This window comes from Sphaerisporangium krabiense, from assembly GCF_014200435.1.
In the GTDB taxonomy this organism is placed as follows: domain Bacteria; phylum Actinomycetota; class Actinomycetes; order Streptosporangiales; family Streptosporangiaceae; genus Sphaerisporangium; species Sphaerisporangium krabiense.
This window is the reverse complement of record NZ_JACHBR010000001.1, coordinates 1,270,756-1,295,470: the sequence shown is the minus strand read 5'-3', so window position 1 is coordinate 1,295,470 and position 24,715 is coordinate 1,270,756. Positions and strand designations below refer to the sequence as shown.

General features: G+C 72.4%; 24 protein-coding genes. 16 read left to right on the top strand and 8 right to left on the bottom strand.

Features of this window, described 5'->3' with window-relative positions:
• Nucleotides 1–239: 239 nt before the first annotated feature.
• Nucleotides 240–2,552 carry an ATP-binding protein gene (locus tag BJ981_RS05625; RefSeq protein ID WP_239139436.1) on the top strand — a complete coding sequence of 771 codons (2,313 nt, stop codon included), beginning with the start codon at nucleotides 240–242 and terminating at the stop codon, nucleotides 2,550–2,552.
• A gap of 200 nt (nucleotides 2,553–2,752) precedes the next feature.
• Here the strand turns inward: BJ981_RS05625 and BJ981_RS05620 are convergent, their stop codons facing one another.
• From BJ981_RS05620 to BJ981_RS05600, 5 genes are all read right to left on the bottom strand, one after another.
• Complete coding sequence (locus tag BJ981_RS05620) at nucleotides 2,753–2,899, bottom strand: hypothetical protein (RefSeq protein WP_184608681.1); 147 nt, start codon at nucleotides 2,897–2,899, stop codon at nucleotides 2,753–2,755.
• A 57-nt stretch (nucleotides 2,900–2,956) separates the two neighbouring features.
• Nucleotides 2,957–3,394, bottom strand: coding sequence for an ATP-binding protein (locus tag BJ981_RS05615; protein ID WP_184608679.1), 438 nt, complete (start codon nucleotides 3,392–3,394; stop codon nucleotides 2,957–2,959).
• A gap of 41 nt (nucleotides 3,395–3,435) precedes the next feature.
• Nucleotides 3,436–3,630, bottom strand: a complete 195-nt coding sequence (locus BJ981_RS05610; protein ID WP_184608677.1) for a DUF5999 family protein — start codon at nucleotides 3,628–3,630, stop codon at nucleotides 3,436–3,438.
• A 326-nt stretch (nucleotides 3,631–3,956) separates the two neighbouring features.
• On the bottom strand, nucleotides 3,957–4,328 hold the full coding sequence (locus BJ981_RS05605) for a DUF742 domain-containing protein (RefSeq protein WP_184608676.1): 372 nt from the start codon (nucleotides 4,326–4,328) through the stop codon (nucleotides 3,957–3,959).
• Nucleotides 4,325–6,532 carry a sensor histidine kinase gene (locus BJ981_RS05600; protein ID WP_184608674.1) on the bottom strand — a complete coding sequence of 736 codons (2,208 nt, stop codon included), beginning with the start codon at nucleotides 6,530–6,532 and terminating at the stop codon, nucleotides 4,325–4,327. The genes BJ981_RS05605 and BJ981_RS05600 overlap by 4 nt, the downstream gene beginning before the upstream one ends.
• A 230-nt stretch (nucleotides 6,533–6,762) precedes the next feature.
• Between BJ981_RS05600 and BJ981_RS37820 the strand changes: the two genes are divergently transcribed.
• The 11 genes from BJ981_RS37820 to BJ981_RS05550 all read left to right on the top strand — a co-directional run bounded on the left by BJ981_RS37820 (nucleotide 6,763) and on the right by BJ981_RS05550 (nucleotide 17,645).
• Nucleotides 6,763–7,683 (top strand): DMT family transporter, encoded by a 921-nt coding sequence (locus BJ981_RS37820; protein WP_239139437.1) that lies wholly within the window; start codon nucleotides 6,763–6,765, stop codon nucleotides 7,681–7,683.
• Nucleotides 7,680–8,297, top strand: coding sequence for a GntR family transcriptional regulator (locus BJ981_RS37815; protein WP_239139438.1), 618 nt, complete (start codon nucleotides 7,680–7,682; stop codon nucleotides 8,295–8,297). The genes BJ981_RS37820 and BJ981_RS37815 overlap by 4 nt, the downstream gene beginning before the upstream one ends.
• Before the next feature lie 46 nt (nucleotides 8,298–8,343).
• The gene (locus tag BJ981_RS05590) at nucleotides 8,344–8,712 is read left to right on the top strand and encodes a hypothetical protein (RefSeq protein ID WP_184608672.1); all 369 of its coding nucleotides are present in this window, start codon (nucleotides 8,344–8,346) and stop codon (nucleotides 8,710–8,712) included.
• Nucleotides 8,713–9,062: 350 nt separating this feature from the next.
• A complete protein-coding gene (locus BJ981_RS05585) occupies nucleotides 9,063–10,526 on the top strand; it encodes a sugar transferase (RefSeq protein ID WP_184608670.1) in 1,464 nt (487 codons plus the stop codon).
• Nucleotides 10,526–11,593, top strand: a complete 1,068-nt coding sequence (locus BJ981_RS05580) for a glucose-1-phosphate thymidylyltransferase (RefSeq protein ID WP_184608668.1) — start codon at nucleotides 10,526–10,528, stop codon at nucleotides 11,591–11,593. Before BJ981_RS05585 ends, BJ981_RS05580 begins: the two co-directional genes overlap by 1 nt.
• Nucleotides 11,590–12,558, top strand: a complete 969-nt coding sequence (rfbB, locus tag BJ981_RS05575; protein WP_184608667.1) for a dTDP-glucose 4,6-dehydratase — start codon at nucleotides 11,590–11,592, stop codon at nucleotides 12,556–12,558. The genes BJ981_RS05580 and rfbB overlap by 4 nt, the downstream gene beginning before the upstream one ends.
• Nucleotides 12,555–13,445: a dTDP-4-dehydrorhamnose reductase gene (rfbD, locus tag BJ981_RS05570; protein WP_184608665.1), complete on the top strand. Its 891-nt coding sequence runs from the start codon at nucleotides 12,555–12,557 to the stop codon at nucleotides 13,443–13,445. Before rfbB ends, rfbD begins: the two co-directional genes overlap by 4 nt.
• On the top strand, nucleotides 13,445–14,686 hold the full coding sequence (locus tag BJ981_RS05565; protein WP_184608664.1) for an MFS transporter: 1,242 nt from the start codon (nucleotides 13,445–13,447) through the stop codon (nucleotides 14,684–14,686). Before rfbD ends, BJ981_RS05565 begins: the two co-directional genes overlap by 1 nt.
• Nucleotides 14,683–15,636, top strand: coding sequence for a glycosyltransferase family 2 protein (locus BJ981_RS05560; RefSeq protein ID WP_184608662.1), 954 nt, complete (start codon nucleotides 14,683–14,685; stop codon nucleotides 15,634–15,636). Before BJ981_RS05565 ends, BJ981_RS05560 begins: the two co-directional genes overlap by 4 nt.
• A gap of 63 nt (nucleotides 15,637–15,699) precedes the next feature.
• Nucleotides 15,700–16,878, top strand: a complete 1,179-nt coding sequence (locus tag BJ981_RS05555; protein WP_184608660.1) for a hypothetical protein — start codon at nucleotides 15,700–15,702, stop codon at nucleotides 16,876–16,878.
• Nucleotides 16,875–17,645, top strand: coding sequence for a WecB/TagA/CpsF family glycosyltransferase (locus BJ981_RS05550; RefSeq protein WP_184608658.1), 771 nt, complete (start codon nucleotides 16,875–16,877; stop codon nucleotides 17,643–17,645). Before BJ981_RS05555 ends, BJ981_RS05550 begins: the two co-directional genes overlap by 4 nt.
• A 16-nt stretch (nucleotides 17,646–17,661) precedes the next feature.
• On the opposite strand, the gene BJ981_RS05545 is transcribed toward BJ981_RS05550, so the two are convergent.
• The gene (locus BJ981_RS05545; RefSeq protein WP_184608656.1) at nucleotides 17,662–18,501 is read right to left on the bottom strand and encodes a glycosyltransferase; all 840 of its coding nucleotides are present in this window, start codon (nucleotides 18,499–18,501) and stop codon (nucleotides 17,662–17,664) included.
• Nucleotides 18,502–18,536: 35 nt separating this feature from the next.
• Here BJ981_RS05545 and BJ981_RS05540 point away from each other — a divergent pair, with 35 nt between their 5' ends.
• Together BJ981_RS05540 and BJ981_RS05535 are read left to right on the top strand one after the other, a co-directional pair.
• Complete coding sequence (locus tag BJ981_RS05540; protein ID WP_184608654.1) at nucleotides 18,537–19,187, top strand: acyltransferase; 651 nt, start codon at nucleotides 18,537–18,539, stop codon at nucleotides 19,185–19,187.
• A 76-nt stretch (nucleotides 19,188–19,263) separates the two neighbouring features.
• Nucleotides 19,264–20,280, top strand: a complete 1,017-nt coding sequence (locus BJ981_RS05535) for a TolB-like translocation protein (RefSeq protein ID WP_204070431.1) — start codon at nucleotides 19,264–19,266, stop codon at nucleotides 20,278–20,280.
• 26 nt (nucleotides 20,281–20,306) lie between these two features.
• Here BJ981_RS05535 and BJ981_RS05530 read toward each other — a convergent pair whose 3' ends face one another.
• Together BJ981_RS05530 and BJ981_RS05525 are read right to left on the bottom strand one after the other, a co-directional pair.
• A complete protein-coding gene (locus BJ981_RS05530; protein ID WP_184608652.1) occupies nucleotides 20,307–21,257 on the bottom strand; it encodes a right-handed parallel beta-helix repeat-containing protein in 951 nt (316 codons plus the stop codon).
• Between the two features lie 75 nt (nucleotides 21,258–21,332).
• Complete coding sequence (locus BJ981_RS05525; protein ID WP_184608651.1) at nucleotides 21,333–22,013, bottom strand: hypothetical protein; 681 nt, start codon at nucleotides 22,011–22,013, stop codon at nucleotides 21,333–21,335.
• 178 nt (nucleotides 22,014–22,191) lie between these two features.
• Between BJ981_RS05525 and BJ981_RS05520 the strand changes: the two genes are divergently transcribed.
• Together BJ981_RS05520 and BJ981_RS39035 are read left to right on the top strand one after the other, a co-directional pair.
• Nucleotides 22,192–23,367, top strand: coding sequence for a YveK family protein (locus BJ981_RS05520; RefSeq protein ID WP_184608648.1), 1,176 nt, complete (start codon nucleotides 22,192–22,194; stop codon nucleotides 23,365–23,367).
• A complete protein-coding gene (locus tag BJ981_RS39035) occupies nucleotides 23,364–24,710 on the top strand; it encodes an O-antigen ligase family protein (RefSeq protein WP_184608647.1) in 1,347 nt (448 codons plus the stop codon). The genes BJ981_RS05520 and BJ981_RS39035 overlap by 4 nt, the downstream gene beginning before the upstream one ends.
• The last annotated feature ends 5 nt before the right edge of the window (nucleotides 24,711–24,715 follow it).

Sequence of the window (24,715 nt, the reverse complement as noted above, 5' to 3'; positions counted from 1 at the left end):
GCTGTCACCGATATACGACAACCTCTGTCTGCTTTTCCCCCACTACCCGGGACATGAAAGCTTTGCGTTCCCCTGGGGGTATCGGTGCTCGGCGGGGTCCAGAGCGATCGTTACCAGGCATAACCTGACTTATGCCGACCTGCGTGCTGGGCGCGCCCAGGTCGGCGTGAGGCACGGGTGAGCGGCACATGGCAGTGAGCACCTCCAGAACCCGGCGGACACGCGGAATCCCCGCCGAGGTGACGAGTTTCGTGGGGCGCCGGCGGGAGGTGGCCGAGATCAGGTCGCTGCTGGCGAAATCCCGCCTGGTGACCCTGACCGGGGTCGGAGGCGTCGGCAAGACGAGGCTGGCCGCCCGCGTCGCGGCCGAGGTCGGCCGCGCCTTCCCCGACGGCGTCTGGCTCGCCGAGCTGGCCACGCTCGACCGTCCTGACCTGCTCGCGCAGACCCTGACCGACGTGCTGCGGCTGCGCGAGGGCTCCGGTGGCTCCAACCTCGACCGGCTCGCCGACCACCTGGCCGACAAGAAGGCGCTGCTGATCCTCGACAACTGCGAGCACGTCCTCCACGAGTGCGCCGTGCTCACCGAGGAACTGCTCGCCTGCGCGCCCGAGCTGCGGGTGATCGCCACCAGCAGGCAGCCGCTGCACATCGGCGGCGAGCGGACGATGGCGGTGCTCCCGCTTCCCCTCCCCGAGGCCGGCGGCCGGCCGCTGTCCGTCGACGCGCTCGCCCAGGTGGACGCCGTGCGGTTGTTCGCCGAGCGGGCCGAGGCCGTGCTTCCCGAGTTCGCGGTCACCGAGGCCAACCGGGACGCCGTGGAACGGATCTGCCGCCGCCTGGACGGAATCCCGCTGGCCATCGAGCTCGCGGCCGTGCGGCTGCGCGCCCTGTCGGTCCGGCAACTGCTCGAACGGCTGGACGACAGGTTCCGGCTGCTCGCCTCGGGGTCCAGGGCGGTGCCACCCCGGCACCAGACGCTGCGCGCCATGGTCGACTGGAGCCACGAGCTCTGCACCGAGCCGGAACGGCTGCTCTGGGCCCGCGCGTCGGTGTTCGCCGGCGGCCTCGACCTGGAGGCGGCCGAGGCGGTCTGCTCCGGCGGCGGCATCGCCCGCGAGGACGTCATGGACCTGGTCAGCGGGCTGGTCGAGAAGTCCGTGCTGCTGCGCGAGGAGCATCCGGGCGAGGTCAGGTACCGCCTGCTGGAGACGATCCGGCAGTACGGCAAGGACCGGCTCGCGGAGTCGGGGGCCGAGGAGGAGCTGCGCCGCCGCCATCGCGACTACTACCGCGACCTGGCGCGCCAGGCGCACGCCCACCGGTTCGGCGGCGCCCAGGTGGAGTGGCTGACCCGGCTGCGGCTCGACCACGCCAACCTGCGGGCCGCGCTCGCCTCCTACGCCGAGGACGGCGGGCCCGCCGAGGCGCGCGACGGCCTCACCATGGCCGCCGACCTGCTCTTCCACTGGAGGACCTGCCACCACGTCCGCGAGGGACGACACTGGCTCGACCGCGGACTCGCGCTCGTCCCCGAGCCCGGCGAGCCCCGTGCCCGCGCGTTGTGGAGCGCCGCCTGGCTCGCGATCGTCCAGGGCGACGTCGCGGCGGCCGTCGCGATGCTGGAGGAGAGCCGCCGCATCGGCGAGGAGCTCGGCCTGGACGGGCTGCTCGCCTACGTCACGCTCCAGTCGGGCATGGTGGCGCTCCACGAGGGCGACACGGGCGTCGCGGCCAAGATGTTCGAGGAGGCGCTCGCCGGGCACCGCGCCGCGCAGGAGGAGGTCGGCCAGGTGATGGCGCTGAACCGGCTGTGCCTGACCTGCTCCTTCGAGGGCGACTCCGAACGCGCCGCGGCCTACGGCGAGGAGGCCCTGCAGATCTGCGACGCCAGGGGCGATCACGTGCACCGGGCGTACGCCCTGATCGCGCTCGGCGTCGAGGCCTGGCGGCAGGGGGACTGCCCGCGCGCCGCCGAGACCGTGAAGCAGGGCCTGCGCGTGGTCGGCCCGCTGGACGACTGGCTCGGCGTGGGGTTGTGCCTGGAGGTGCTGGCCTGGATCGCCACCGGCGCGGACGCCCACGAGCGGACCGCCCGGCTGCTCGGGGCGCTGGCCGCCGTCTGGCGGGCCGTGGGCACGCCGCTGCCGGGGTTCGGGCACCTCGGCCGCTACCACGACGAGACGGAGGCGCGGGCCCGCGCCGCGCTCGGCGAGCCCGCCTACCGCGCCGCGTTCGCGCAGGGGCTCCGCATGTCCCTGGAGGAGGCGCTGACCTACGCCGTCGCCGAACAGGCGTGCCCCGCGACGCCCGGGCGCGCGCCGGAGCGGGCGCCGTCCCCGCTGACCCGCAGGGAGACCGAGATCTCCGGGCTCGTCGCCGAAGGGCTGAGCAACAAGGAGATCGCCGCGCGGCTGGTGATCGCCCAGCGCACGGCGGAGGGGCACATCGAGCACATCCTGAGCAAGCTGGGCTTCCACTCACGGGCGCAGATCGCGGTGTGGGTCGCCGAGCAGCGGCGCGCCCACGAGGGCGGCGGAGACGGCCCCTGAAGCCTCGTCCGGACGGCGCGGCCCAAGCGGTCCGAGCGGTTCCGGAGCCCGCCGGGGAAGGTGCGGGACGCCGGGGCCGGACGGTGTGGGCGGTCCGTCGGCCCCGGCGTCACCGCCGGGGGAAGCGGGGGAGCAGGGGAAGCCACAAGACATGCGCGCGGGCGGCGGGAAAGCGCTTGCCCGTCAGGCCGCGGGAACGATCAGTAGGGCAGCGTGCGGCCGGACGGCGTCCGCAGGTCCAAGGGGTGGTCGGCGGCGCGGACCCGTTGTCTGCGCACCCGCACCCGTCGCGCCTGCGGCTTCGCGGGCGTCGTCTCCGGGTCGCCCGGTCTGTGGATCTCGCTCATCGCTCGTCTCCCCTCCTCTCCTGCGCGTCGATGACGATCGGAAGGCGTCGCGCGGGTTCAGTCGCCCGGATCCGCGGCGGGCAGCTCGAACCAGACGACCTTGCCCGTTGACATGCGGTAGCTTCCCCACGCCGTGGAAAGCGCTTCCATGAGGAACATGCCTCGACCGCCCTCGTCGCCGTCGTGCGCCTCGCAGACGCGCGGCAGCGCGGGGTTGGTGTCCTGCACCTCGCAGCGGATCGTGCCCTGCTCCAGCGACAAGCTCATGACCGCGCCCCACGAGTGACGCATCGCGTTGGTCACCAGCTCGCTGACCAGCAGCTCCGCGACGTCGGCGTCCCCGACGCCCCAGGAGGCCAGCCGGCGGCGCAGCCTCTTGCGCGTCATCGGCACGACGGCCGCGTCCGGGACCAGCACCCACGTGGCCTGCCTGTCGGCGTGCCCCAGCGGACGCGTGTGGAGCACCACGCCGGTGCGCATTTTCACGTTCGTCACGTTCGTCACCTTCGCCGGCGCGTTCTCGGTGAGTGTCGCCGTCATGCCGCCCACCCGTAGACACAGCGGTGGACGGGCACGATGCGGCCGTCGGGAAGCAGGTCGCCGGTGTCGTCGAAGATCACCACGCCGTTGCACAGCAGCCCCCACCCCTGCTCGGGGTGGAACGCGACCAGCGCGGCGGCCTCACGATCGACGGCGTCCGCGGACGGGCACTGAGGTTGGTGTTGACACATGGCTGTACCTGATCCGGTTGGTCTCTGTGTGGCTTTCTTTGCCAACACGTCGAGCATCGCCCGACGCCTCCATACCTTGTAACGGGATAACTACCCCCATAGGTACCCATTCCACCCAAATGGGTACCGATTCTTTACCTTGGGGACGTGGCGCCAGGGGAGCCCATGACCCGGAAAGCCCTAGGGGAAAGCGTTTCCCGCATGAGGACGCGATGACGACGCCATGACGACCGCGTGACGGCACGCCGAGGGCAGGACGCCGGCTCGGGCGCTCCCCGCTTCCCGCCGGCCGGAGAGGAGCCGCGGCGAGGGCCGCGCGGGGAGGGTCAGAGGGCCTGCAGGCCCTGGATCACCTCGCGCAGGATGCGCTCCTCGGGAAGCTGGGACACGCTGGCCGGGGGCCGTACGGTGACGAGCTTCTGGTCGCGCAGGTCGCCCAGCAGGACGCGCACCACGCCGAGCGAGAGCCCGCTCTCGGAGGCCAGGTCCACCACCGACATGGGCTCGCCGCACATGCGCAGGATGTTCAGGTGCTCGGGGCTCAGCCCGGGAACGGGCGCCGCCCCGGGGACGACCTTGACGATCGCCACCATGTCGAAGGCGGGCCCGCTGGGGCGGGTGCGGCCGCGGGCGACGGTGTAGGGGCGGATGATGGGACCGGCGTCCTGGTCGAGCCACTGGTCACCGGCGTCGGTCACGTCCCGTCCTCCTCTCCGTCACGCGCACGCTGCCATCCTGCCCGGAACGAGGAGAACATGTCAGGGGAAGGCCCCGGGTCGTCGTCCTCGCGGGCGGGCCCGCCGAGGTCGCCCGGCGGTGCGGGGGCCTGGCGGAGCTGCGGGGCCAGGCTCGCCTGCCGCACGCGGTGCGGGAGGCCCGCGCCGCCCTTGCGCGGGGCGGCCGCGGCCGCCGGGCCCTCGGGGACGCCGCCGCCCATCGCCGGGGCCGGCCCGTTCGCCCGTCCTTCCCCGACGCCCGCCACCGCCATGCCGGTCCCCGGCGCGCCGCCCGCCCGGCCGTTCGCGGCCTCCAGCGACGGGATCCGCTCCACCGAGTAACGGCCCCGCGGCGCGGCGCCGGCCGCGGTGATCAACTCCTCGGGGATGAGGACGATCGCCGTCGTGCCGCCGTAGGGGGAGACGCGCAGCGACACCTTGATGCCGCGCCGCGCGGCCAGCCGGCCGACGACGAACAGGCCGAGCCGGTCGCTGTCGGCGAGGTCGAACTCCGGTGGGTAGGCCAGCCGGGCGTTGATCTGCTGCATCTCCTCGGGGGGCATGCCGAGCCCCCGGTCCTCGACCTCGATCGCGAACCCGCGGGCCACCCGCTCGCCGCGCACCTCGATGTGCGTGTGCGGCGGCGAGAAGATCGTGGCGTTCTCGACGAGCTCGGCGAGCAGGTGAATGACGTCGGTGGCGGCGTTGCCGCTCAGCGCGATCTCCTCGGGCATGGCGACGTGGACGCGCAGGTAGTCCTCCACCTCCTCCACCGCGGCGCGCACGACGTCGAACATCGGCACCGGGGTGCGCCACCCGCGCCCGGGGACGGCCCCGGACAGGATGATCAGGCCCTCGGCGTGCCGGCGCATGCGCGTGGTGAGGTGGTCGATGCCGTACAGGCTCTCCAGCAGCTCCGGGTCGGTGACCTTGCGCTCGATGGCGTCGAGCATCGAGAGCTGGCGGTGCAGCAGCGACTGGTTGCGCCGGGCCAGGTTGAGGAACACCTTGGCGACGCCCTTGCGTATCTCGGCCTGGCCGACGGCGGCCTCCACGGCGGTCGTCTGGACGGACGTGAAGGCGTGCCCGACGCTGATGATCTCCTCGGTGGTGCCCGAGGCGATCGGCGGGGTCTCCGCCCTGACGTCCACGTCCTCGCCCTGGCGCAGCCGCCGCACGATGCCCGGGAGCCCGCGGTGGGCCAGTTCGAGCGCCGCGCCCTGCAGGTCCACCAGCTCGGCGGTGATGCGCCGGCCGAAGCGGATGCTGACCCACAGCGAGACGCCGATGCCGACCAGGCCGAGCCCCGCGGCGACGCCGAGCCGCCACAGGATGGCCACGGCCAGGGGACGGGCGCGGTCGGTGATCTGCCGGGCGGCCACGCTGTTTTGCCGGTCGAAGATGACGGTGATGGCCTGGACGTTCGACGCCCAGTTCGCCGACGCCGCGGGCAGCGGCCTGCCGGGCGTGACGTCCTGCGCCACCTGGTCCTCGATCGAGACGAACTTGGTGTACGCGGGGGAGTTCTGCAGGACGAGGTACGGCTGGCGCAGGTCGTCGTCCAGGAGCTGGGAGCCCATGTCGTAGAGCAGGCGCCGCTTGGTGACCATGGCCGTGAACGCGGTGCGCTCCTCGCTGGTCATCGTGCCGGTCCCGGTGGCGCTCGCGATCAGGGCGGCCTGCTGCCACATCAGGTCGCGGCTGCGGTCGATGAGCGTGACGGCCCTGGTCGGCGGGCCGAGCTCCGGGTCGCCCGCCAGGCGCACGCTGTCGTAGACCCGGCCGATGGCGTCGGAGATCAGGTCGTAGGAGTCCAGCGTGAGCAGGGGCGTGAACGTCCGGGCGTCGACGCGGGCCCGGATGTCGGGCAGCCGCCGCGTGACGGTGATCAGCTCGATCGCCCGCTGGTAGACCGGCGTGTCCTGTGCCCGCTGGATGCCCTCGCCGAGCGCCCGCCGCTCCAGCAGGGCGCGGGCCTGGTCGGTCTTGGTCCGCTGGGCGTCCAGGGCGGCGCGGTCACCGGCGCGCGAGCCGAGGAAGGCCAGGGACTGGTAGCGCTCGTGGTGGAGCTGCGACGCGAGCTGCCCCGCCGGAGTGATCACGTTGTCGTAGACGGATCGCACGCGCAGGAGGTCGAGACCGCTCTGGACCGTGAGGGTCGCCGCGAACGCCCAGATCCCGATCAAGGAGATCAGTGGAACCAGAACCAGGGCAAGGATCTTGAACTTGATGGATCTCTTACGCCCACCCATGAGACCTCGCTGGGGTCCGCAACGTTACAGAGGGGTAATCGGTGGCGAAACAGTACCAACGTGGGTCCGGCGTAGACAGATCCATTTATTAACGAATCATCGCTTTTTTCCGGGATGCAGGCGGGCTGGTTGCGCACACTGTCTGGTTGTCAGACAATCTCGGCATGTCATCCCCCTCCGCCCGCGGCACCGCCGGACCGGTCGCGGTCGTCGCCGCCGCCGTCCTGTGGGGCACGGCCGGCACGGCGGGCGCGCTGGCCGGCGTCGGCGACCCCGTCGCGCTGGCGGCGGCCCGGCTCGTCATCGGCGGCCTGGTACTGGCGGCGGCCACCGCCCCCGCCGTCCGCCGCGCGTTCTCGGGCGGGCGCAGGCTGCCGCTGGCCGTCTCCGCCGTCGCCGCGGCGGCCTACCAGCTCTGCTTCTTCGGCGCCGTCTCCCGCACCGGGGTCGCCGTCGGCACCGTGGTCGCGATCGCCAGTGCTCCCGTCTTCACCGGCCTGCTGGCGTGGGCGTACGACCGCGCCCGCCCCGGCCGCCGCTGGAGCCTCGCCACGGCCGCCGCGGTCGCCGGGTGCGCCGCCCTCGTCCTCGGAGGCCGCGCCGTGGGCGCCGATCCGCTCGGCGTGCTGCTCGCCCTGACCGGGGGCTTCCTCTACGCCTTCTACGCGGTCGCCGCCTCGCGCGCGATCCAGGCCGGCGCGCCGTCCGGCGGGGTGATGGCCGTGCTGTTCGGCGGGGCGGGGCTGCTGCTGGCGCCGATCCTGCTCTGGCGGGGCACGGCGTGGCTCGGCGACCCGCACGCGCTGCTCACCGTCGTCTACCTCGGCTGCGCCACGACCGCGCTCGCCGCCGTCCTGTACGGCAGGGGCCTGCGCGCCACGCCGGTCGCCAGGGCCGCGACCCTGACCCTCGCCGAGCCCGCCGTGGCGGCCCTGCTCGGCGTGCTGATCCTGCACGAGCGGCTCGGCGCCGTCTCCTGGGCGGGCCTCGCCCTGCTCGGCGTCGCCCTCGTCGTCGTGGCGCTGCCGGAACCCGCCCGGCCCGCTCCCGCCGGTGCCGCCGTCACGGCACAATCGTCGGCGTGAAACTGCGCCCCGTCTCGACGGTCGACGCCCTCGCGGACGCGCTGCGCCGCCGCGTGCTCTCCGGCGAGATCGCCCCCGGCACGCCGCTTCCCGAGCAGGAACTGTCCGGCCTGTACGGGGTGGCGCGGCCGACCGTCCGCGAGGCGCTGGCCGTCCTGGTCCACGAGGGGCTGCTGCGGCGCGAGCGCAACCGCAGCGCGTACGTCCCCGAGGTCACCGTGGCCGATCTGGCCGATCTCATGGACGTCCGGCGCCCTCTGGAGGACCTGGCGGTCACCCGCCTCGCCGGCCGCCGCGTGGAGCCCGCCTACGCCGCACTGGCGCGCATGGCGGCCCTGCCCGGCGAGGCGCCGTGGGCGGACGCCGTCGCCGAGCACGTGGCGCTGCACGAGGAGCTGATCCTCGCCGTGGGCAGCCCGCGCCTGGAGCGCCTGTACGGCGTGCTGGCGGCCGAGATCCGCCTCGGCCTCGTGCGGCTGCGCGACGTCTACCACGACCGGGCGAAACTGGTCGCCGAGCACCGGACGCTGCTCGACGCCATCGCCGCAGGTCCCCCCGAGGCCGCGCGCCGGGCCATGGCCGCGCATCTCGATCACTCCTGGGGTGCTCCTTAGCCGCTTCTCTTGCGGGCACGGCCCGTCAGTCGTCACAATCGCGCCCATGCACGGCAACTCAGTGCCGGACTCCTACGTGTACGTCACCGAAGAGGGCGTCACCCGTCACTACGCCGACGGCAGCGTCGAGGCCCTCGCGTGGGAGGACGTCGTCGAGGTCCGCGTCGGCGGCGTCACCGAATCCGACATCCTGATCGTCCTGCTCGACCGCGACGGGGAGGGCTGCGTGGTGCCGCGCTCCGCGACCGACGCGACGTTCCTGGCCCGGCTGCGCTACCTGCCGGAGTTCGACCTCGAACGGCTGAGCGACGCGTTCACGGCCGCGCACGCCTCCCGGCCGGCGAGCTCCGGCTACGTGGTCGTCTGGCGCAGCCCCGACCCGCCGTCCCCGCTCCCCGACCTGGAGTACGACTAGCCCGGTCGCGGATCGGGCGCGGAGCCGATCACAGCCGATCACAGCCGATCACAGTCGATCCGAGCCGATCATGGCCGTGACCTGGCCGGACGCCGCCGGCGTGCCGTCGCGCATGTACGGAATGGGGCCGGAGGCGCCGCCTACATGGGTTTGGACCGTTCCGTCAAGGGAGTCGCCGAGACCCGCGTGAGGCCGATTGTGGCCAATGCCCCCCTATTTCGTTTGTTACTGACGATCTTTAGTATTTGTACGGGTACCCACGCTCCTGATGTTTCGGAGCCATGTGTCAACCAAAGGGACGCGATGGCCGTCTGGTACTTAGGTCTGACAGGAGCAGAGCAGGGGTAAGCATGAGGGTGGGGTTGCAGGAGCGTTCCGTCGCGCTTCTCGACACGGGCCCGCTGACGGCGTCGAGCATATGGACGCGCTCCTATATGCGGGCTCTCCTCGCGGGTGACATGGCGTGCGCCATGATCGCTTGCGAGGTCGTGATGGGGTTCAGGCTTTGGGTGGGGGCCTTCATCCCATGGTCGGAGTTGTTGTTCGGGTTCGGTCTCGCGCTGGCCTGGCCCGGTGCCATGGCACTGGCCGGCGTCTACCGCGAGAAGAGCCACGGCGAGGGCAGTGAGGAGTTCCGCGGGGTCTTCGACGGGGGGGTGGGGCTGATCGCCGCCGTGGCGATCGGCGCCTACGCCACCCAGGTGGACCTCGCGCGCAGTTACGTGATGGCCATGTTGCCGCTCGCGACGGCCCTCACGCTGGTGTTCCGCTTCCGCATGCGCAAGCGGCTGCACCGGCGCAGATCGGAAGGAGAGTATCTCCGGCGCGTGGTGGCCGTGGGCCACCGCACCGCCGTGCTCGACCTGGTCATGCAGTTCCGGCGCCAGCCGTACCACGGCATGCGGGTCGTCGCGGCGTGCCTGCCCCCCGGGCAGTTCCCCGGGAACGGGCTGGACATCGACGGCATCCCCGTACTCGGGGACTTCGCCGACGTGGCCACCGTCGCCGACAAGGTGTCGGCCGACGCGGTGGCGGTCCTCGCGTGCCCCGAGCTGGACGGCGCCGCGCTGCGCCGGCTGGCCTGGAGCATCGAGACCAAGGGAACCGAGCTGTTCGTCGCCCCGGCGCTCATGGACGTCGCGGGGCCGCGCACGAGCATCCGCCCGGTCGCCGGGATGCCTCTGCTGCACGTGGAGCACCCGGAGTTCGACGGGGGGCGCCAGATCGTCAAGAGCCTGTTCGACCGGCTCGTGGCGACGGCCGCGCTCACCGTGCTGGCGCTGCCCATGCTCGTGATCGCGACGCTGATCCGGGTCACCAGCCCGGGCCCGGCGCTGTTCAAGCAGATCCGGGTCGGCCGCGACGGCCGGGAGTTCCAGGTCTTCAAGTTCCGCACGATGGTGCGGGACGCCGAGAAGCTCAAGCGCGAACTCGTTGACGACAACGAGTTCGACGGAGTGTTGTTCAAGATCAGGAACGATCCAAGGATCACCCGCGTGGGAGGCTTCCTGCGCCGGTACTCCCTGGACGAGCTGCCGCAGCTCCTGAACGTGCTGCGCGGCGAGATGTCGCTGGTCGGGCCCCGTCCGCCGCTGCCGGAAGAGGTGGCGCAGTACGGCACGGACGTCCGTCGCAGGCTCGTGGTCAAGCCGGGCATGACCGGCCTCTGGCAGGTGAGCGGTCGTTCCGACCTTTCTTGGGATGAATCCGTACGGCTGGATCTCCGCTACGTGGAGAATTGGTCGCTGATCCTCGATCTGCAGATCCTCTGGAAGACATGGTCTGCCGTCACCCGTGGTGGAGGGGCTTACTAGTGAAGGCGCTCGTGCTCGCCGGAGGGTCCGGTACACGCCTCCGGCCGATCACCCACACCTCCGCCAAGCAGCTCGTGCCCGTCGCGAACAAGCCCGTGCTGTTCTACGGGCTTGAGGCGATCGCCGCCGCCGGCGTCCGCGAGGTCGGCATGATCGTCGGCGACACCCACGAGGAGATCGAGGCCGCGGTCGGCGACGGCTCGGCGTTCGGGCTGGAGGTGACCTACCTGCGCCAGGAGGCGCCGCTCGGCCTGGCCCACGCGGTGCTGATCGCCCGGGAGTACCTCGGCGGCGATGACTTCGTCATGTACCTCGGCGACAACTTCATCGTCGGCGGCATCGAGCCCCTGGTGCGGCGCTTCCACGACGAGCGCCCGGCGGCGCAGATCATGCTGACCCGGGTCGCCGACCCGCGGCAGTTCGGCGTGGCCGAGCTGGACACCTCCGGCCGGGTCGTCGGCCTGGAGGAGAAGCCCGCCGAGCCCAAGAGCGACTACGCCCTGGTCGGGGTCTACCTGTTCAGCGCGGCGGTGCACGAGGCCGTCGCGTCGCTCAAGCCCTCGTGGCGCGGTGAGCTGGAGATCACCGACGCGATCCAGTGGCTCCTCGACCAGGGGCACCGGGTCGAGTCGACGATCATCTCCGGCTACTGGAAGGACACCGGCAACGTCGCCGACATGCTGGAGGTCAACCGGCTCCTGCTGGAGGACCTGGACCAGCGCCTCGACGGCGAGGTCGACGACGCCTCCGAGATCATCGGACGCGTCGTGGTCGAGGACGGCGCCCGCGTCCACCGCTCGCGCATCGTCGGCCCGGTGGTCGTCGGGGCGGGCGCGGTGGTGCGGGACTCCTACATCGGCCCGTTCACCTCCATCGCGGAGGACTGCCACGTCGTGGACAGCGAGGTCGAGTACTCCATCCTGCTGAGCCGCGCGTCCATCCACGGGGTCCGCCGCATCGAGGCGTCCCTCATCGGGCGCGACGTCGAGGTCACGCCCGCTCCCAACACTCCCAGAGCCCATCGGCTGGTGCTGGGCGATCACAGCAAGGTGCAGATTAGCTCATGAGGGTTCTGGTAACCGGCGGAGCCGGTTTCATCGGGTCGCACTATGTCCGCACCGTGCTCACGGGCGGCTACCCGTCGCTGGCCGGGGCGAAGGTCACGGTGCTCGACGCGCTCACGTACGCGGGGAACCTCGCGAACCTGGAGCCCGTCACCGGCGCCTACGAGTTCGTCCACGGCGACGTCTGCGACACCGAGCTGCTCGCCGACGTCGTCCCCGGCCACGACCTCGTCGTCAACTTCGCCGCGGAGTCGCACGTCGACCGGTCCATCGACGGGCCGTCGGCGTTCGTGCGCACCAACGTGCTCGGCACCCAGGCGGTGCTCCAGGCGTGCCTGGACGCGGGGGTGCGGAAGGTCGTCCAGGTGTCCACCGACGAGGTCTACGGGTCGGTCGACGTCGGCTCCTGGACCGAGGAGTCCCCGCTGCAGCCCCGTTCGCCGTACTCGGCGGCCAAGGCGGGCGGCGACATGCTCGCGCGCGCCTACGCCGTGACGTACGGGCTGCCCGTGTCGATCACGCGGTGCGGCAACAACTACGGGCCGTACCAGTACCCGGAGAAGGCGATCCCGCTGTTCGTCACCAACCTCCTGGAGCAGGGCAAGATCCCGCTCTACGGGGACGGCGGCAACGTCCGCGACTGGGTCCACGTGGACGATCACTGCCGGGGCATCCAGCTCGTCGCCGAGCGCGGCGAGCCGGGCGAGGTCTACAACATCGCCGGCACGGCCGAGCTGAGCAACCTGCAGCTCGTCCAGCGCATCCTCGACGAGCTCGGCGCCGACTGGAACGTGGTGGAGCGCGTGCCCGACCGCAAGGGGCACGACCGCCGCTACTCCCTGGACGACGCCAAGCTCCGCGCCATGGGCTACACGCCCGGCACGACGTTCGACGACGGCATCGCCGCCACCGTCCGCTGGTACGCCGACAACCCCTCCTGGTGGAAGCCGCTGAAGGGCGCTCGGTGAACCGTCTGCTCGTCACGGGCGCGGCCGGCATGCTCGGGAAGGCAGTGCTGGCAGGCACGGCGGCCGGCGCGGCCGGCGACCACGGCTTCGAGAACACCGAGGTCCTGGCGTTCGGCCGCGACCGGCTCGACCTGCGTTACCCCGACGGCGTGCGGGAGACCGTACGCCGCGAGAAGCCCGACGTCGTGGTCAACTGCGCGGCCTGGACCGCCGTGGACGACGCGGAGACCCACGAGATCGACGCGCTCGCCGTCAACGGCAGCGGCGTGCGCGCTTTGGCCGAGGCGTGCGCCGACGTCGGCGCGCGCCTGATCCACGTCTCCACCGACTACGTCTTCGCCGGCACGGCCACCGAGCCGTACCGCGAGGACGCCCCGACCGCGCCGATCAACGCCTACGGCCGCACCAAGCTCGCCGGGGAGCGCGCCGTCCTGTGCGCGCTGCCCGGCGCCGGCTACGTCGTACGCACCGCCTGGCTGTACGGCGCGGGCGGGCGCAACTTCGTCGACACGATGATCGGCCTGGAGGCCGCGCACCCCACCGTGCGGGCGGTGGACGACCAGATGGGCCAGCCCACCTGGACCGGCGACCTGGCCGCGCGGCTGCTGGAGCTGGCGCGCTCGGACGCCCCTCCCGGCGTCTACCACGGCACGAGCGCGGGCCGGGCCACCTGGTACGACCTGGCGCGCGAGGTGTTCGTCCTGCTCGGCGCCGACCCCGGGCGGGTGCTGCCCACCGGCGCGGCCACGTTCGCCCGCCCGGCGGCACGCCCCGCCTACAGCGTGCTCGGCCACGACGGCTGGGCCCGCGCGGGCCTGGCGCCGCTGCGCCACTGGCGCGACGCGCTGCGCGCCGCCTGGCCGTCCATGGTCGGGGGCCGGGCCTGATGTACATCTCCGAGACGCGCGGCGCGGACGCCGCCAAGGGCGGCGTGGCCGGGCGCGGCGCGACCCTGCGCGCGCTCTCCGGCAACGTGCTCGCGCTCGGCATGGTGAGCCTGCTCACCGACATCTCCTCGGAGATGGTGACGGCGATCCTGCCGTTGTACCTCTTCTACCAGCTCAGCCTGAACCCGGCGCAGTTCGGCCTGCTCGACGGCCTCTACACCGGCGCGACCGCCGTGCTGCGCCTGGTGGGCGGGCACGTCGCCGACCGGTTCCGCAGCCGCAAGCTCGTCGCCGGCGCCGGGTACGGCCTGTCGGCGGTGGTCAAGCTCGGCTACCTCATGGCCGGGCGGTCGGTGCCGCTCCTCGGCTTCATGATCGGCCTGGACCGCACGGGCAAGGGCCTGCGCACCGCGCCCCGCGACGCGATGATCTCGCTCAGCGCCCCGCCGGAGGCCCAGGGCCGCGCGTTCGGCGTGCACCGGGCGATGGACACCGCGGGCGCCCTGATGGGGCCGCTCGCGGCGTTCGGCGTGGTCGCGCTGGTCGGCGCGGCCTACGACGCGGTGTTCGTGGTCAGCTTCTGCGTCGCCGTGCTCGGCGTGCTGGTGCTCGTGCTGTTCGTCCGCGAGCCCGGCGGCACCGCGCGCGAGCGTCCCAAGGTGTCCCTCAGGGACAGCGTGGGACTGCTGCGCGACCGGCCCTACCGCCGCGTGCTGATCGCCATGCTCCCGCTCGCGGTCGCCACCGTGAGCGACTCGTTCCTCTATCTGGTGCTCCAGCGCAGCGTCGGCCTTGACGCGGGCTGGCTGCCCCTGCTGCCCGTCGCGGTCTCCGCGGCCTACCTGGCGGCCGCGGTGCCGTTCGGCAGGCTGGCCGACCGGCTCGGCCGCTCCACGGTCGTGATCGGCGGGTACGCCGCCCTGCTGGCCTGCTACGCGCTGCTGCTCGTGCCCGCGAGCCCGGTGATCCTCGTCGTGGTCCTGGCGCTGCGCGGCCTGTCGTACGCGGCCACCGACGGCGTGGTGAGCGCGCTGGCCGGGCCGCTGCTGCCGGAGGAGCGGCGGGCCACCGGCCTCGCCGTCGTCCAGACCGGGCAGGCCCTCGGGCTGATGGTCGCCTCCTGGGCGTTCGGCGTGCTGTGGAGCGCCCAAGGGTCGCGGGCCGCCGTCATGGTGATGACCGGAGCGCTCTGCCTGGCCCTGGCCGTCGCCGTCCCCCTGCTCAGGAAGGCGCAGGCGTGAACCAGTCCGTGTTAACCGTGATCATCGTGACCTACCGCAGCGCCGGCTACATCGCGCGCTGCCTGGCCGCGGTGGAGCGCGCCACCAAGACGCTGGACGCCGAGGTCGTCGTCGTCGACAACAACTCGCCCGACGACACCGTCGAGGTCGTCAGGGCGGCGGCCCCCTGGGCCCGCGTGGTGGCCAGGAACGAGAACGGCGGCTTCGCCGAAGGGTGCGTGGCGGGCGCAGAGGTGGCCAGCGGACGCCACCTGGTCTTCGTCAACCCCGACGCCGAGGTGCAGCCCGAGACGTTCACCGAGCTGCTCGCCTGCGCGGCGCGCAACCCGCGCGCGGGCATCGTCGGCGGGCGCTGCGTCACCGGGGAGGGGGACAACGACCCCCGCTCGTGGTGGGGACGGCCCACCCTGTGGTCGATGCTGTGCTTCGCCACCGGCCTGTCCACGGCCTTCCCCGGCAGCCGCCTCCTGGACCCGGAGTCCCCGGTCATGTGGACCGGCGAGCGGCGGGTGCCGATCGTCACCGGCGCGCTGATGCTCGTCGACCGCGCGCTGTGGGACCGGGTGGGCGGCTTCGACACCCGCATCTTCATGTACGGCGAGGACGCCGACCTGTGCCTGCGGGCGCGGGCCGCCGGCCACCGGCCGATGGTCACCGACCGGGCCGTGTTCGTCCACCCCGGCGGCCTGTCGTCATCCAGCCTCGACAAGCTCGTCCTGCTGTTCACCGGCAAGATCACCGTCGTGCGCCGCCACTTCCCGCGCGGCCTGCGCGGGCTCGGCGCGTTCCTGCTGCTGTTCGGGGTCTGGCTGCGCGGCACGGCGAGCCGCCGCGTCTCCTCCCCGGACGCCGGGCGGCAGGGCCGTCCGACGGCGCGGGGCGGCGACTGGGCCGAGCTGTGGGCGCGCCGCGCCACCTGGTCCGGAGGCTGGGATGCCCGGAAAGCCTGAATTCCACCGCGGCACGATGTCGCGGAACATGAAAACGACCATGAAAGGTTGGGGGGGTGAGCGATGACTCGCCATGAGGGTCGTCTCGGTGCGCTCGCCGAGATCGACGCGTCCGCGGCGGAGCTGGTCGACCGCATGGTCGATCTTTCGATCCGCGGGCTTCCTCCCGGGTACGTCAATGGTGAGTTCGTCTTCACCAGGCGGGGAAAGCTCGGCGACGACGGCCGCTGGACCGCCGTCCCCGAGGGGCGCAGCGTGCGCTACAGCGCCATCGTCGCCCTCGGCGTCGCCCCGCTTCCCGAGGACGGCCAGCGCGCCGCCCTGGCGGGGGACCTCGTCGGCGACCTGGTCGGCAACCTCGTCCGCGGGCTGCCGCAGGTCACCAACCTCGGCGACGCCGCCCTGATCACCTGGGCCGCCGCCGAGGCCGGGCACCCCGGGCTCGACCAGGGCCTGGCGCGGCTGGCCGAGCTGGAGGCCGGGCTGCGCGAGGGCGAGCCGGTCTACACCGTCGAGGCCGCGTGGGCACTCGCCGCGCTCGTCGCCGCGCACCGCCTGCGCCCCGGCGGCGAGCTGGAGAAGCGCATGGCCCGCGCCCGCGAGCGCCTGCTCGCCGGGCTCGGCGACGACCGGCTGTACCGGCACGTCATCGGCCCCGCCTCCTGGTACCGGGCGCACGTCGGCTGCTTCGCCGACCAGGTGTACCCCTTGCAGGCCCTGGCCCGCCTGCACGCCCACACCGGCGACCAGGCGGCGCTGAACGCCGCCGAGCGGATCGCCTCGGGCATCTGCACGGCCCAGGGGGAGCAGGGCCAGTGGTGGTGGCACTACGACGCCCGCACCGGCGGCGTCGTCGAGGGCTACCCTGTCTACAGCGTCCACCAGCTCTCCATGGCGCCGATGGCCCTGCTCGACCTCGCCGACGCGGGCGGCACCTCCTACATGAAGGAGATCGCCCTCGGCCTGCACTGGATGACCTCCCGGCCCGAGGTCGACGACGAGCTGATCGTCGAGGAGCTCGACCTGACCTGGCGCAAGGCCGCCAGGGACGACCCCAAGAAGATCGTCAGGGGCGCCCGCGCCCTGGCGTCCGCGCTCAGCCAGGGGTCCAGGCTCGGCGTGCTGGACCGCATCTACCCGCCGCTCGCCGTGGACCGCGAGTGCCGCCCGTACGAGCTCGGCTGGCTGCTGTACGCCTGGGTGTTCTCGCTGCCGCGGGACGTGCCCGGGAGCGGGCGATGACCGGCCTCGCGCCCCGTTCGGCGATCCTCGGCATGTCCCTGGACGCGCTGACCATGGAGCAGACCGTCGCCCGGTGCGTCACCGCGGTCGAGAACCGCGAGAACCTGACGATCGGCGTGGTCAACGCGGCCAAGGCCGTGCGCATGCGCCAGGACCCGGCGCTGCGCGAGTCCGTGGTCTCCTGCGACCTGGTCGTGGCCGACGGCCAGGCCGTCGTGTGGGCCTCGCGGATCCTCGGCAGGCCGCTGCCCGAGCGGGTCGCCGGCATCGACCTGTTCACCTCGCTCATGGCGGAGGGCGCGCGACGCGGCCACCGCGCCTACTTCCTCGGCGCCCGGCAGGAGGTCCTGGACCGCGTGGTCGAGCGGGTCAGGGCCGACTACCCCGGCCTGGTCATCGCCGGCGCGCGCGACGGGTACTTCACCGACGAGGACGCGCCGTTCGTGGCCGCCGAGATCGGAGCGTCCCGGCCCGACCTGCTGTTCCTCGGCATGACCTCGCCCAAGAAGGAGATCTTCTGCGCGCGGTACGCCGACGACGTCAAGGCCGGGGTGATCCACGGCGTGGGCGGGTCGTTCGACGTGTTCGCCGGCAAGGTCCGCCGGGCCCCCGCCCTGTGGCAGAAGGTCGGCCTGGAGTGGCTGTACCGGTTCCTGCAGGAGCCGCTGCGGCTCGGCCCCCGCTACCTCTCCACCAACACCAGGTTCGCGTGGATGGTGGTGAAGGAGTACGTCCAGGGCCTGGGAAGGCGCGGCGGGAAGGGCTGACCTTCCCGCGGCACGTTCAGGTCCTGCTGCTCTCGTCGCGCAGCCACGTGGTGTAGTCCTTGGCCTTCACCGCGCGGCGGGCCCGCGCCCGCGCGACGAGCGTCACCGCGAGAAACACCACGAGATGCGGCAGAAGCCACGGCGCGCGGCCCGCGATCCCCACGAGGTCGCGCAGGCCCGTGCGGGCCTCCTGGCCCGAGATCGGGCCCTGTTCGATCTCGGCGACCACCGTCACCGCCCGCACACGGCGGCGCAGCAGGTCGCCGAGGGTGCGGGGCGGGTGGATGACCGCGCGCGCCGTCCGCACCACCCGCCGCTCACCGGGCGCGAAGGCCAGCGACGCGGCCAGGTCGTCGCCCATGACCGGCGGCAGGTCCATGATGCGGCGGTTGCCCTCCTCCGAGACCGCGATCACGCCGCGGCCGAACAACCCCTCCCGCACGGCGGGCAGCCGCGTCCACACCGCGTAGTACGCGCGGACCGGCCACGGCCGGTCGTCCAGCACCAGGGAACGTTCCGGAGCCGCGGCGAGCGGCCCGCCGGGCACGGCCAGCGCGTCGCGCAACAGACGCAGGTCCGCGGTGCCCATCTGCACGTCGGCGTCCAGGTAGACGCGCGGGTGGCCGGTGGCCGCCTCGTCGCCGAGGCGCAGCGCCTCCCGCTTGGAGGGGATCTCCGTCTCGACCACGCGCACGCCGTACCCCCGGGCGACGTCCGCGGTGTCGTCCTCGCAGCCGTTGGCCACCACCACGATGTCGAACTCGCCGTCCCTGGCCTCCGCGAGCAGGCGCTCCAGAAGGCGGCCGATTACCCGGGCTTCATTGTGTGCCGGGATGATTACGCTCGCGCTTGGCATAGTTCCGAAGTATCCACCCTGAAAGGGAATGTGTGATGACAGAACCGCGAATCGCGCCCACCGCCGACGTGGACCCCAGCGCGAAGATCGGCGAGGACAGCGCGGTCTGGCACCTGGCGCAGGTCCGCGAGGGGGCGGTGCTCGGCGAGGGCTGCATCCTCGGCCGCGGTTCCTACGTCGGGCCTGGCGTCCGGATCGGCGACCGGGTCAAGCTGCAGAACTACGCGCTGGTGTACGAGCCGGCCGTGCTGGAGGACGGCGTCTTCATCGGCCCGGCCGCCGTCCTGACCAACGACGTCTATCCCCGCTCCACCGACGTGGACGGCGCGCTGAAACGCGACGGCGACTGGACCGCCGCCGGTGTGGTCGTCCGCGAGGGCGCGTCGGTCGGCGCGCGGGCCGTCGTCGTCGCCGGGCGCACGATCGGCCGCCACGCCCTGGTGGCCGCGGGCGCGGTCGTCACCAGGGACGTCCCCGACTTCGCGCTCGTGGCCGGCGTGCCCGCGCGGCGCATGGGCTGGGTGGGGCGCGCGGGCGTGCCGCTGGAGCAGGTGTCGCCCGGCCGGTGGCGTTGCCCGGCGAAGGGGGAGCTGTACACCGAGGACGACGGCGTCCTCAGCGGCCCGTACACCGCATCGGACGGACAGGCCGGACAATCACCCACGGACAAGGACACCACCCCATGAGAGGCGCGTACACGGCGCGCGGCGGCCACCTGACCGCTCCGTCCCCCCATTGGAACGTCCCAACCGGCGGTGCGGCGTGAACGCCTCCGGCCTGTCCACCCGGGGCCGCGTCCTCGTCCTGGTCGCCGCGGTCGCGCTGCTCGCCGCCGCGGGCACCGTGTACATCCTGCGCGCCCGTGCCGCCACGCCGTCCCCCGCCGCCGTCCCGCGGCAGGGCGCCTCGGCCGCCCCGCGGCAGACCACGCTGCCCCGCGGCGAGATCATGATGGTCGGCGCCGGCCCGTCCGCCGACAGCGGCATGGTCGTCGCCGTGCCCCCGGGCGGCGAGGGACGGACGGCGAGCACCGGGCTGCGCTGCAAGCGGTTCTACGCCGCGGCGGGCACCGGCGTGTGCCTGCGCGTCGGCGCCACCCTCACCGTCGGCTCCGAGGCCATCGTCCTGGACGAGCGGCTGCGCGAGACCCGCCGCGTGCCCCTGGCCGGCATCCCCAGCCGGGCCCGGGTCTCGGCCAGCGGACGCATGGTGGCCTGGACGTTCTTCGTCTCCGGCGACTCCTACCTCAGCGTCGGCTTCTCCACCCGCGCGGGCGTCCTGGACACCCGCACCGGCACGCTGGTCAAGAGCCTGGAGGAGTTCACGCTGGAGAAGGACGGCCGCATCCACTCGCCGATCGACCTCAACTACTGGGGCGTGACCTTCGCCTCCGACGACAACCGCTTCTACGCGACCGTCTCCACGGCCGGCCGGACCTACCTCGTCCAGGGCGACTTCGCCAAGCGCAGGATGCGCGTGCTGCGCGACAACGCCGAGTGCCCCTCGCTGTCCCCCGACGGCACCCGCGTCGTCTACAAGAAGCGCGTCGGCGGCGAGAGCGACCCCTGGCGCCTCTACCAGCTCGACCTCGCGAGCGGCCGCGAGACCGAACTGGCCGAGAACACCAACGTCGACGACCAGGCGGCCTGGCTGGACGACCACACGGTGATGTACAGCAAGCTGCGCGGCGACAGCTCCGACGTGTGGACGGTGCCCGCCGACGGCTCCGGCCGGCCGCGGCTGCTGATGCGCGACGCCTTCTCGCCCGCCGCGACCTGAGACGCCGCCGCCCGGGAGGACGCGCCTCAGGGCTTGATGGCCTCGCGCGTGTCCTCCCACACGTTGCCCTCGAAGCGGTTGCCCTCGCCCTTGGGCTCGAAGTACGTGATCGGCCCCCAGAAGCCGCCCTTGGGGAACAGGCGGCGGGTGAAGACGTTGTTGAGGATCTTGATGTTCGTCGGCGTCCCGAACTTCCCGGCCCCGCCGTAGATCGCGTACCCGCCGCCGCCGAGCAGGTTGTTCTCGATCAGCACGTCGTGAGCCCGGCTGAAGTCCTGGTAGAGCGAGATCGCCGAGGTCTGCGAGAGCTGGTTCAGGATCGTGTTGTGCCGGATCGTCAGCGACAGCCCCTTCTGCGGGGACCCGTTGGCCTGCGGACCGGTCACGTGGTCGCCGGGGAACTCCTTGAAGTCGTGCAGGTAGGAGTCCTCGATGAGGCCGTGGTCGCTGCCGAACGAGTTGGACACGGTGTGGATGTTCGCCCGGCGCACGGTGATCGGCCCGCCCTGGTTGAGCACGCCCCACTGCGCCTTCACCGTGCCGTCCCCGGAGATCTCGCAGTCCTCGATGACCGCGCCCGAGAAGCCCTCGGCCTGGATGATCGACCAGTCGCCCTCGCCGATCACCCGCACGTTGCGCACGGTGACGTTGTTCGCCTTGATGTTGAGCTTGCCGTGGACCTCCAGGTTCTCCACCACGGCGCCCTCCTTCATGACCGTCACCTCGCCCACCTTCTTGAGCGGGACGCCCGGGCGCAGCCCGGTGGTCTGGGCCGACGGGAAGCCGCCCCCGATCGGCGCCTCCGTGCCGGTCGGCGACACGGCGACGGTGGGGGACGCCGAGGTGGCGGGCGTGCGGCTGGGCAAGGGATCGCGGGTGTCCGGCCCCGCGTCACGCCCGGCGCAGCCGGCGAGGGCCGCGGCCGGCAGGACGGCGACCACGGCGAGAAAGGTCAGGCGGCGCAGCGAGGAAGTCACGAAGGGCTCCAGGGCTGGTCTGGGAACGCTCCACAGCGGGGTCGCCGGAGCGCGGGTCACCCGCGGGAACGGGCACTAGGTGTTCGTCCCGGCCAGGCGGGACGGCCTCGGCCGCCGTGGCGTGCCGGGCGTCATCAGCAGCGACTCCGAGGGACGGCCGGGAGTGTCGCGGCTGCGGTCGCGGGTCAGCCTCATGACCACGACGGTCACCAGCATCGCGCTCAGCCCGATGCCGGCGATGGCGCGGCTCTTCTGCAGAGGCTGCCGCTGCGGCCCCAGGATGGAGCCGATCATCTCCCACTTGATCATCACGCGGCCGTTCGCGCCCGCCGAGGTCTGCAGGGCCGCCAGCTTCTGGGTGAGAAGCTTGAGCGCGAGGTTCAGCGTGTCGATCGATTCCTTCGGGTCACTGGAAAGCGACTGCAGCGTGGCGTACGGCTGGCCGTACACCGGAAGCTCCTGGTTGCCCCAGTGCGCGACCTCGTAGGAGAACTTGGCCGTGCCCCCCATGGCGCGCAGACGGTCGCGCGTGCCGGGGTTGTCGAAGAAACGTTCGGTGGCCAGAGCGGTGAAAATGTGATTGTCGGTGAAGTGGTCGTACACCTCGCCCGCGAAGTGACTCGTCTTGGTGACGAACGCGACGGTCACCACACTCTGGTAGAGAGGGGACCTGTTCCTCACCCACCACACCGCGAAACCGGCGAGCAGGAAGACCAACGCCAGGCAGCCACACCTGACGAACACTCGCCTTCGCACCGCAACATCGTGGCACAGGCGTCAGCACTTTTGGGTGGGGCCTGGTAAAGAAAGCACTCAGAGGAAACACTTGAGGGCGATATGACAACGTTCGAGGGTGCTCGGGCGTCCTATCCCGACGGCTCGGCTGGGGTGGGAATGACGGATGTGGCCCGCCGGGCGGGGGTGAAGGGACACTATGGACCTGCTTGATTCGCTGCGCGCACTGCTCAGGCGGTGGCCGGTGACAGTGACGTTGCTGGCCGTCACGCTCGCGGCGACGATCGGGGCGTACTTCGCGATCCCGTGGCAGTACGAGTCGAAGGCCACGGTCGTCTTCCTGTCGTCGAGGAAGGGGTCGCAGCCGGTGGGGGGGAACCCGTGGCTGGCCTTCGACGGCTCGCTCACGATCACGGCCGAGGTGATCGCGCGCGGGATGAGCGACGAACGCACGCTGAAGCAGCTCAAAGACGAGGGCAACACCGCCGAGTTCACCGTGGGCCTCGCCCAGGACTCCCGCGGCCCCCTCCTCGACATCACCGCGACCGGCGCCGACCCCAAGGTCGCCCAGGCCACCATGGAGGCCCTCGCGAAGCTGAGCCTGGAGCGGCTGACCGAGGTGCAGCAGAAGTCGTCGATCCTTCCCGACGCCACGATCCGGGCCGAGATGGTCACGTCCTCCGACAAGGCCGAGCTGACCGCGGAGAAGAAGATCCGCATGCTCGTCATCATCTTCGCCGGCGGCGCGCTCGTCACCATCGGGGTCCCGCTTTTCCTGGAATCCCTCGCCCAGAAGCGCCGCAGGGCCACCCAGGGGGACCACGTCACGGGCCGGACGGGCCCGATCCCGGTCGTCCCCGCCCACCAGCAGCGCGTGCCCCGGTCCGGCGCCGCCCCGCGCCCGGCCGGGCCGGCCGTCCCGCGCAACAGGCCGCCCGCGCGTCCGCCGCGGCCCATCGAGCCGCCGCCCGAGTCCCGCGGGTACGACCGCAGGCCGGGCTCCTCGCCTCCGGCACGGCAGCCCGGCGTCGCCGAGCCCCGCGACCAGAAGCGCCCGGACACCCTCGGCTCGGCCAACGGCGGCTCCTCCGGCAGGGTCGAGGACCTCTACGTCTGGACCGACGAGAACGACGCCCCGCGCGGCGACGGACGGCAGGGCAACGGCGCGCGGCCGTCCCGCGGCGTCTCCACGACGCCGGGCAGGAGCCTGCCGCCCGGCACCGGTCCCGCCGCGGCGACCGACCAGTTCCCGATGCAGGGACGCCGCTCCGCCCGCCCGGCCGCCGGGTCCAAGCCCGCCAAGCGCCAGGGCGCCGACGGTGACGCCGACGACGAGCCGTACGTCGTGTTCGATCCCACCAGGCCGGGTCGGTGACGAGCACACCTTCGGTCGAGAGGGTTCACGCCCCCGCCCGGCGGCCCGAGCGCCGCGTCCGGCGGGTCAAGAAGCGCGTGGACCCGGTGACGATCATGACGTTCTTCTTGGTCGTCCTGTTCGTCATGCCCGCACGGTACGTCGTGGGGCCGCTCGGCGGAGCCGGGTCGCCGTCCTCGATGGTCGCCGTGCTTCTGCTCGTCTGGTACCTGATGTCCACCCTGTCCCCCCGGTGGACGCCGATCCGCGGCCCCCAGCCGGTCCGGGCGGTCATCGTCGTCTTCGCCCTCGCCGTGCTGGCCAGCTACGTCGCGGCCAACACCCGCCCGCTGTCGGGCGACGAGCTGAACGCCGCCGACCTCGGGCTCGTGCTCGTCGCGGGCTGGGCCGGCATCGCGCTCGTCACCGCCGACGGCATCACCAGCATGGACCGCCTGGAGACCCTCCGGCAGCGCATCGTCATGGGGGCGAGCTTCCCCGCGCTCGTCGCCATGATCCAGTTCTTCACCGGCATCGAGGTCACCCAGTACCTGGCGCTGCCCGGCCTCGTCGAGAAGGGCTCGGCCGTCCTGTTCGAACGGGAGGGCTTCTTCCGCCCCTCCGGCACCGCCACCCACCCCATCGAGCTCGGCGTCGTGCTCGCCGCCGTGCTGCCCCTGGCCCTGCACGGCGCGATCTTCTGCCGCGTCCCCGAACAGCGCCGCAAGCGGTGGACGATGGTCGTCCTGATCGCCGCGGCGCTGCCGATGAGCGTGTCACGCTCGGCCATCCTCGGCCTGTTCGTGGTGATGGTCGTGCTCCTGCCCACCTGGCCGTCGGAGTGGCGGCTGCGCGCGATCCTGATCTTCGGGGCCTCCTCGATCGTCATGCGCCTGATGATCCCCGGCCTGATCGGCACCGTGCTCAACCTGATCTCGGTCATCGGCGCCGACGAGAACTCCACCACGCGTACCGGCGACTACGACGCCGTCGTCGCCTCCGTCTCCCAGCGCCCCCTGTTCGGGCAGGGCTTCGCCACGTACCTGCCGAGCATGTACCGCGTCATCGACAACCAGTACCTGATGTCGTCCCTGGAGACCGGCCTGTTCGGCCTGGGCGCGCTGCTCCTGTTCCTGGCGTCCGGCTGGGTCCTCGCCCGCCGCGCCCGCCGCGTCGCCACCGACCCCGAGACCCGCCACCTGGCCCAGTGCTTCGCCGCCTCCGCCGCCGTCGCCATCTTCGGCTTCGGCACCTTCGACGCCTTCAGCTTCCCCATGATCACCAACGTCATGTTCCTGATCCTGGGCTGCTGCGGCGCCCTGTGGCGCCTCCAGACCCAACCCCGCCACCCGGTGGTGAGCTGAGTCCG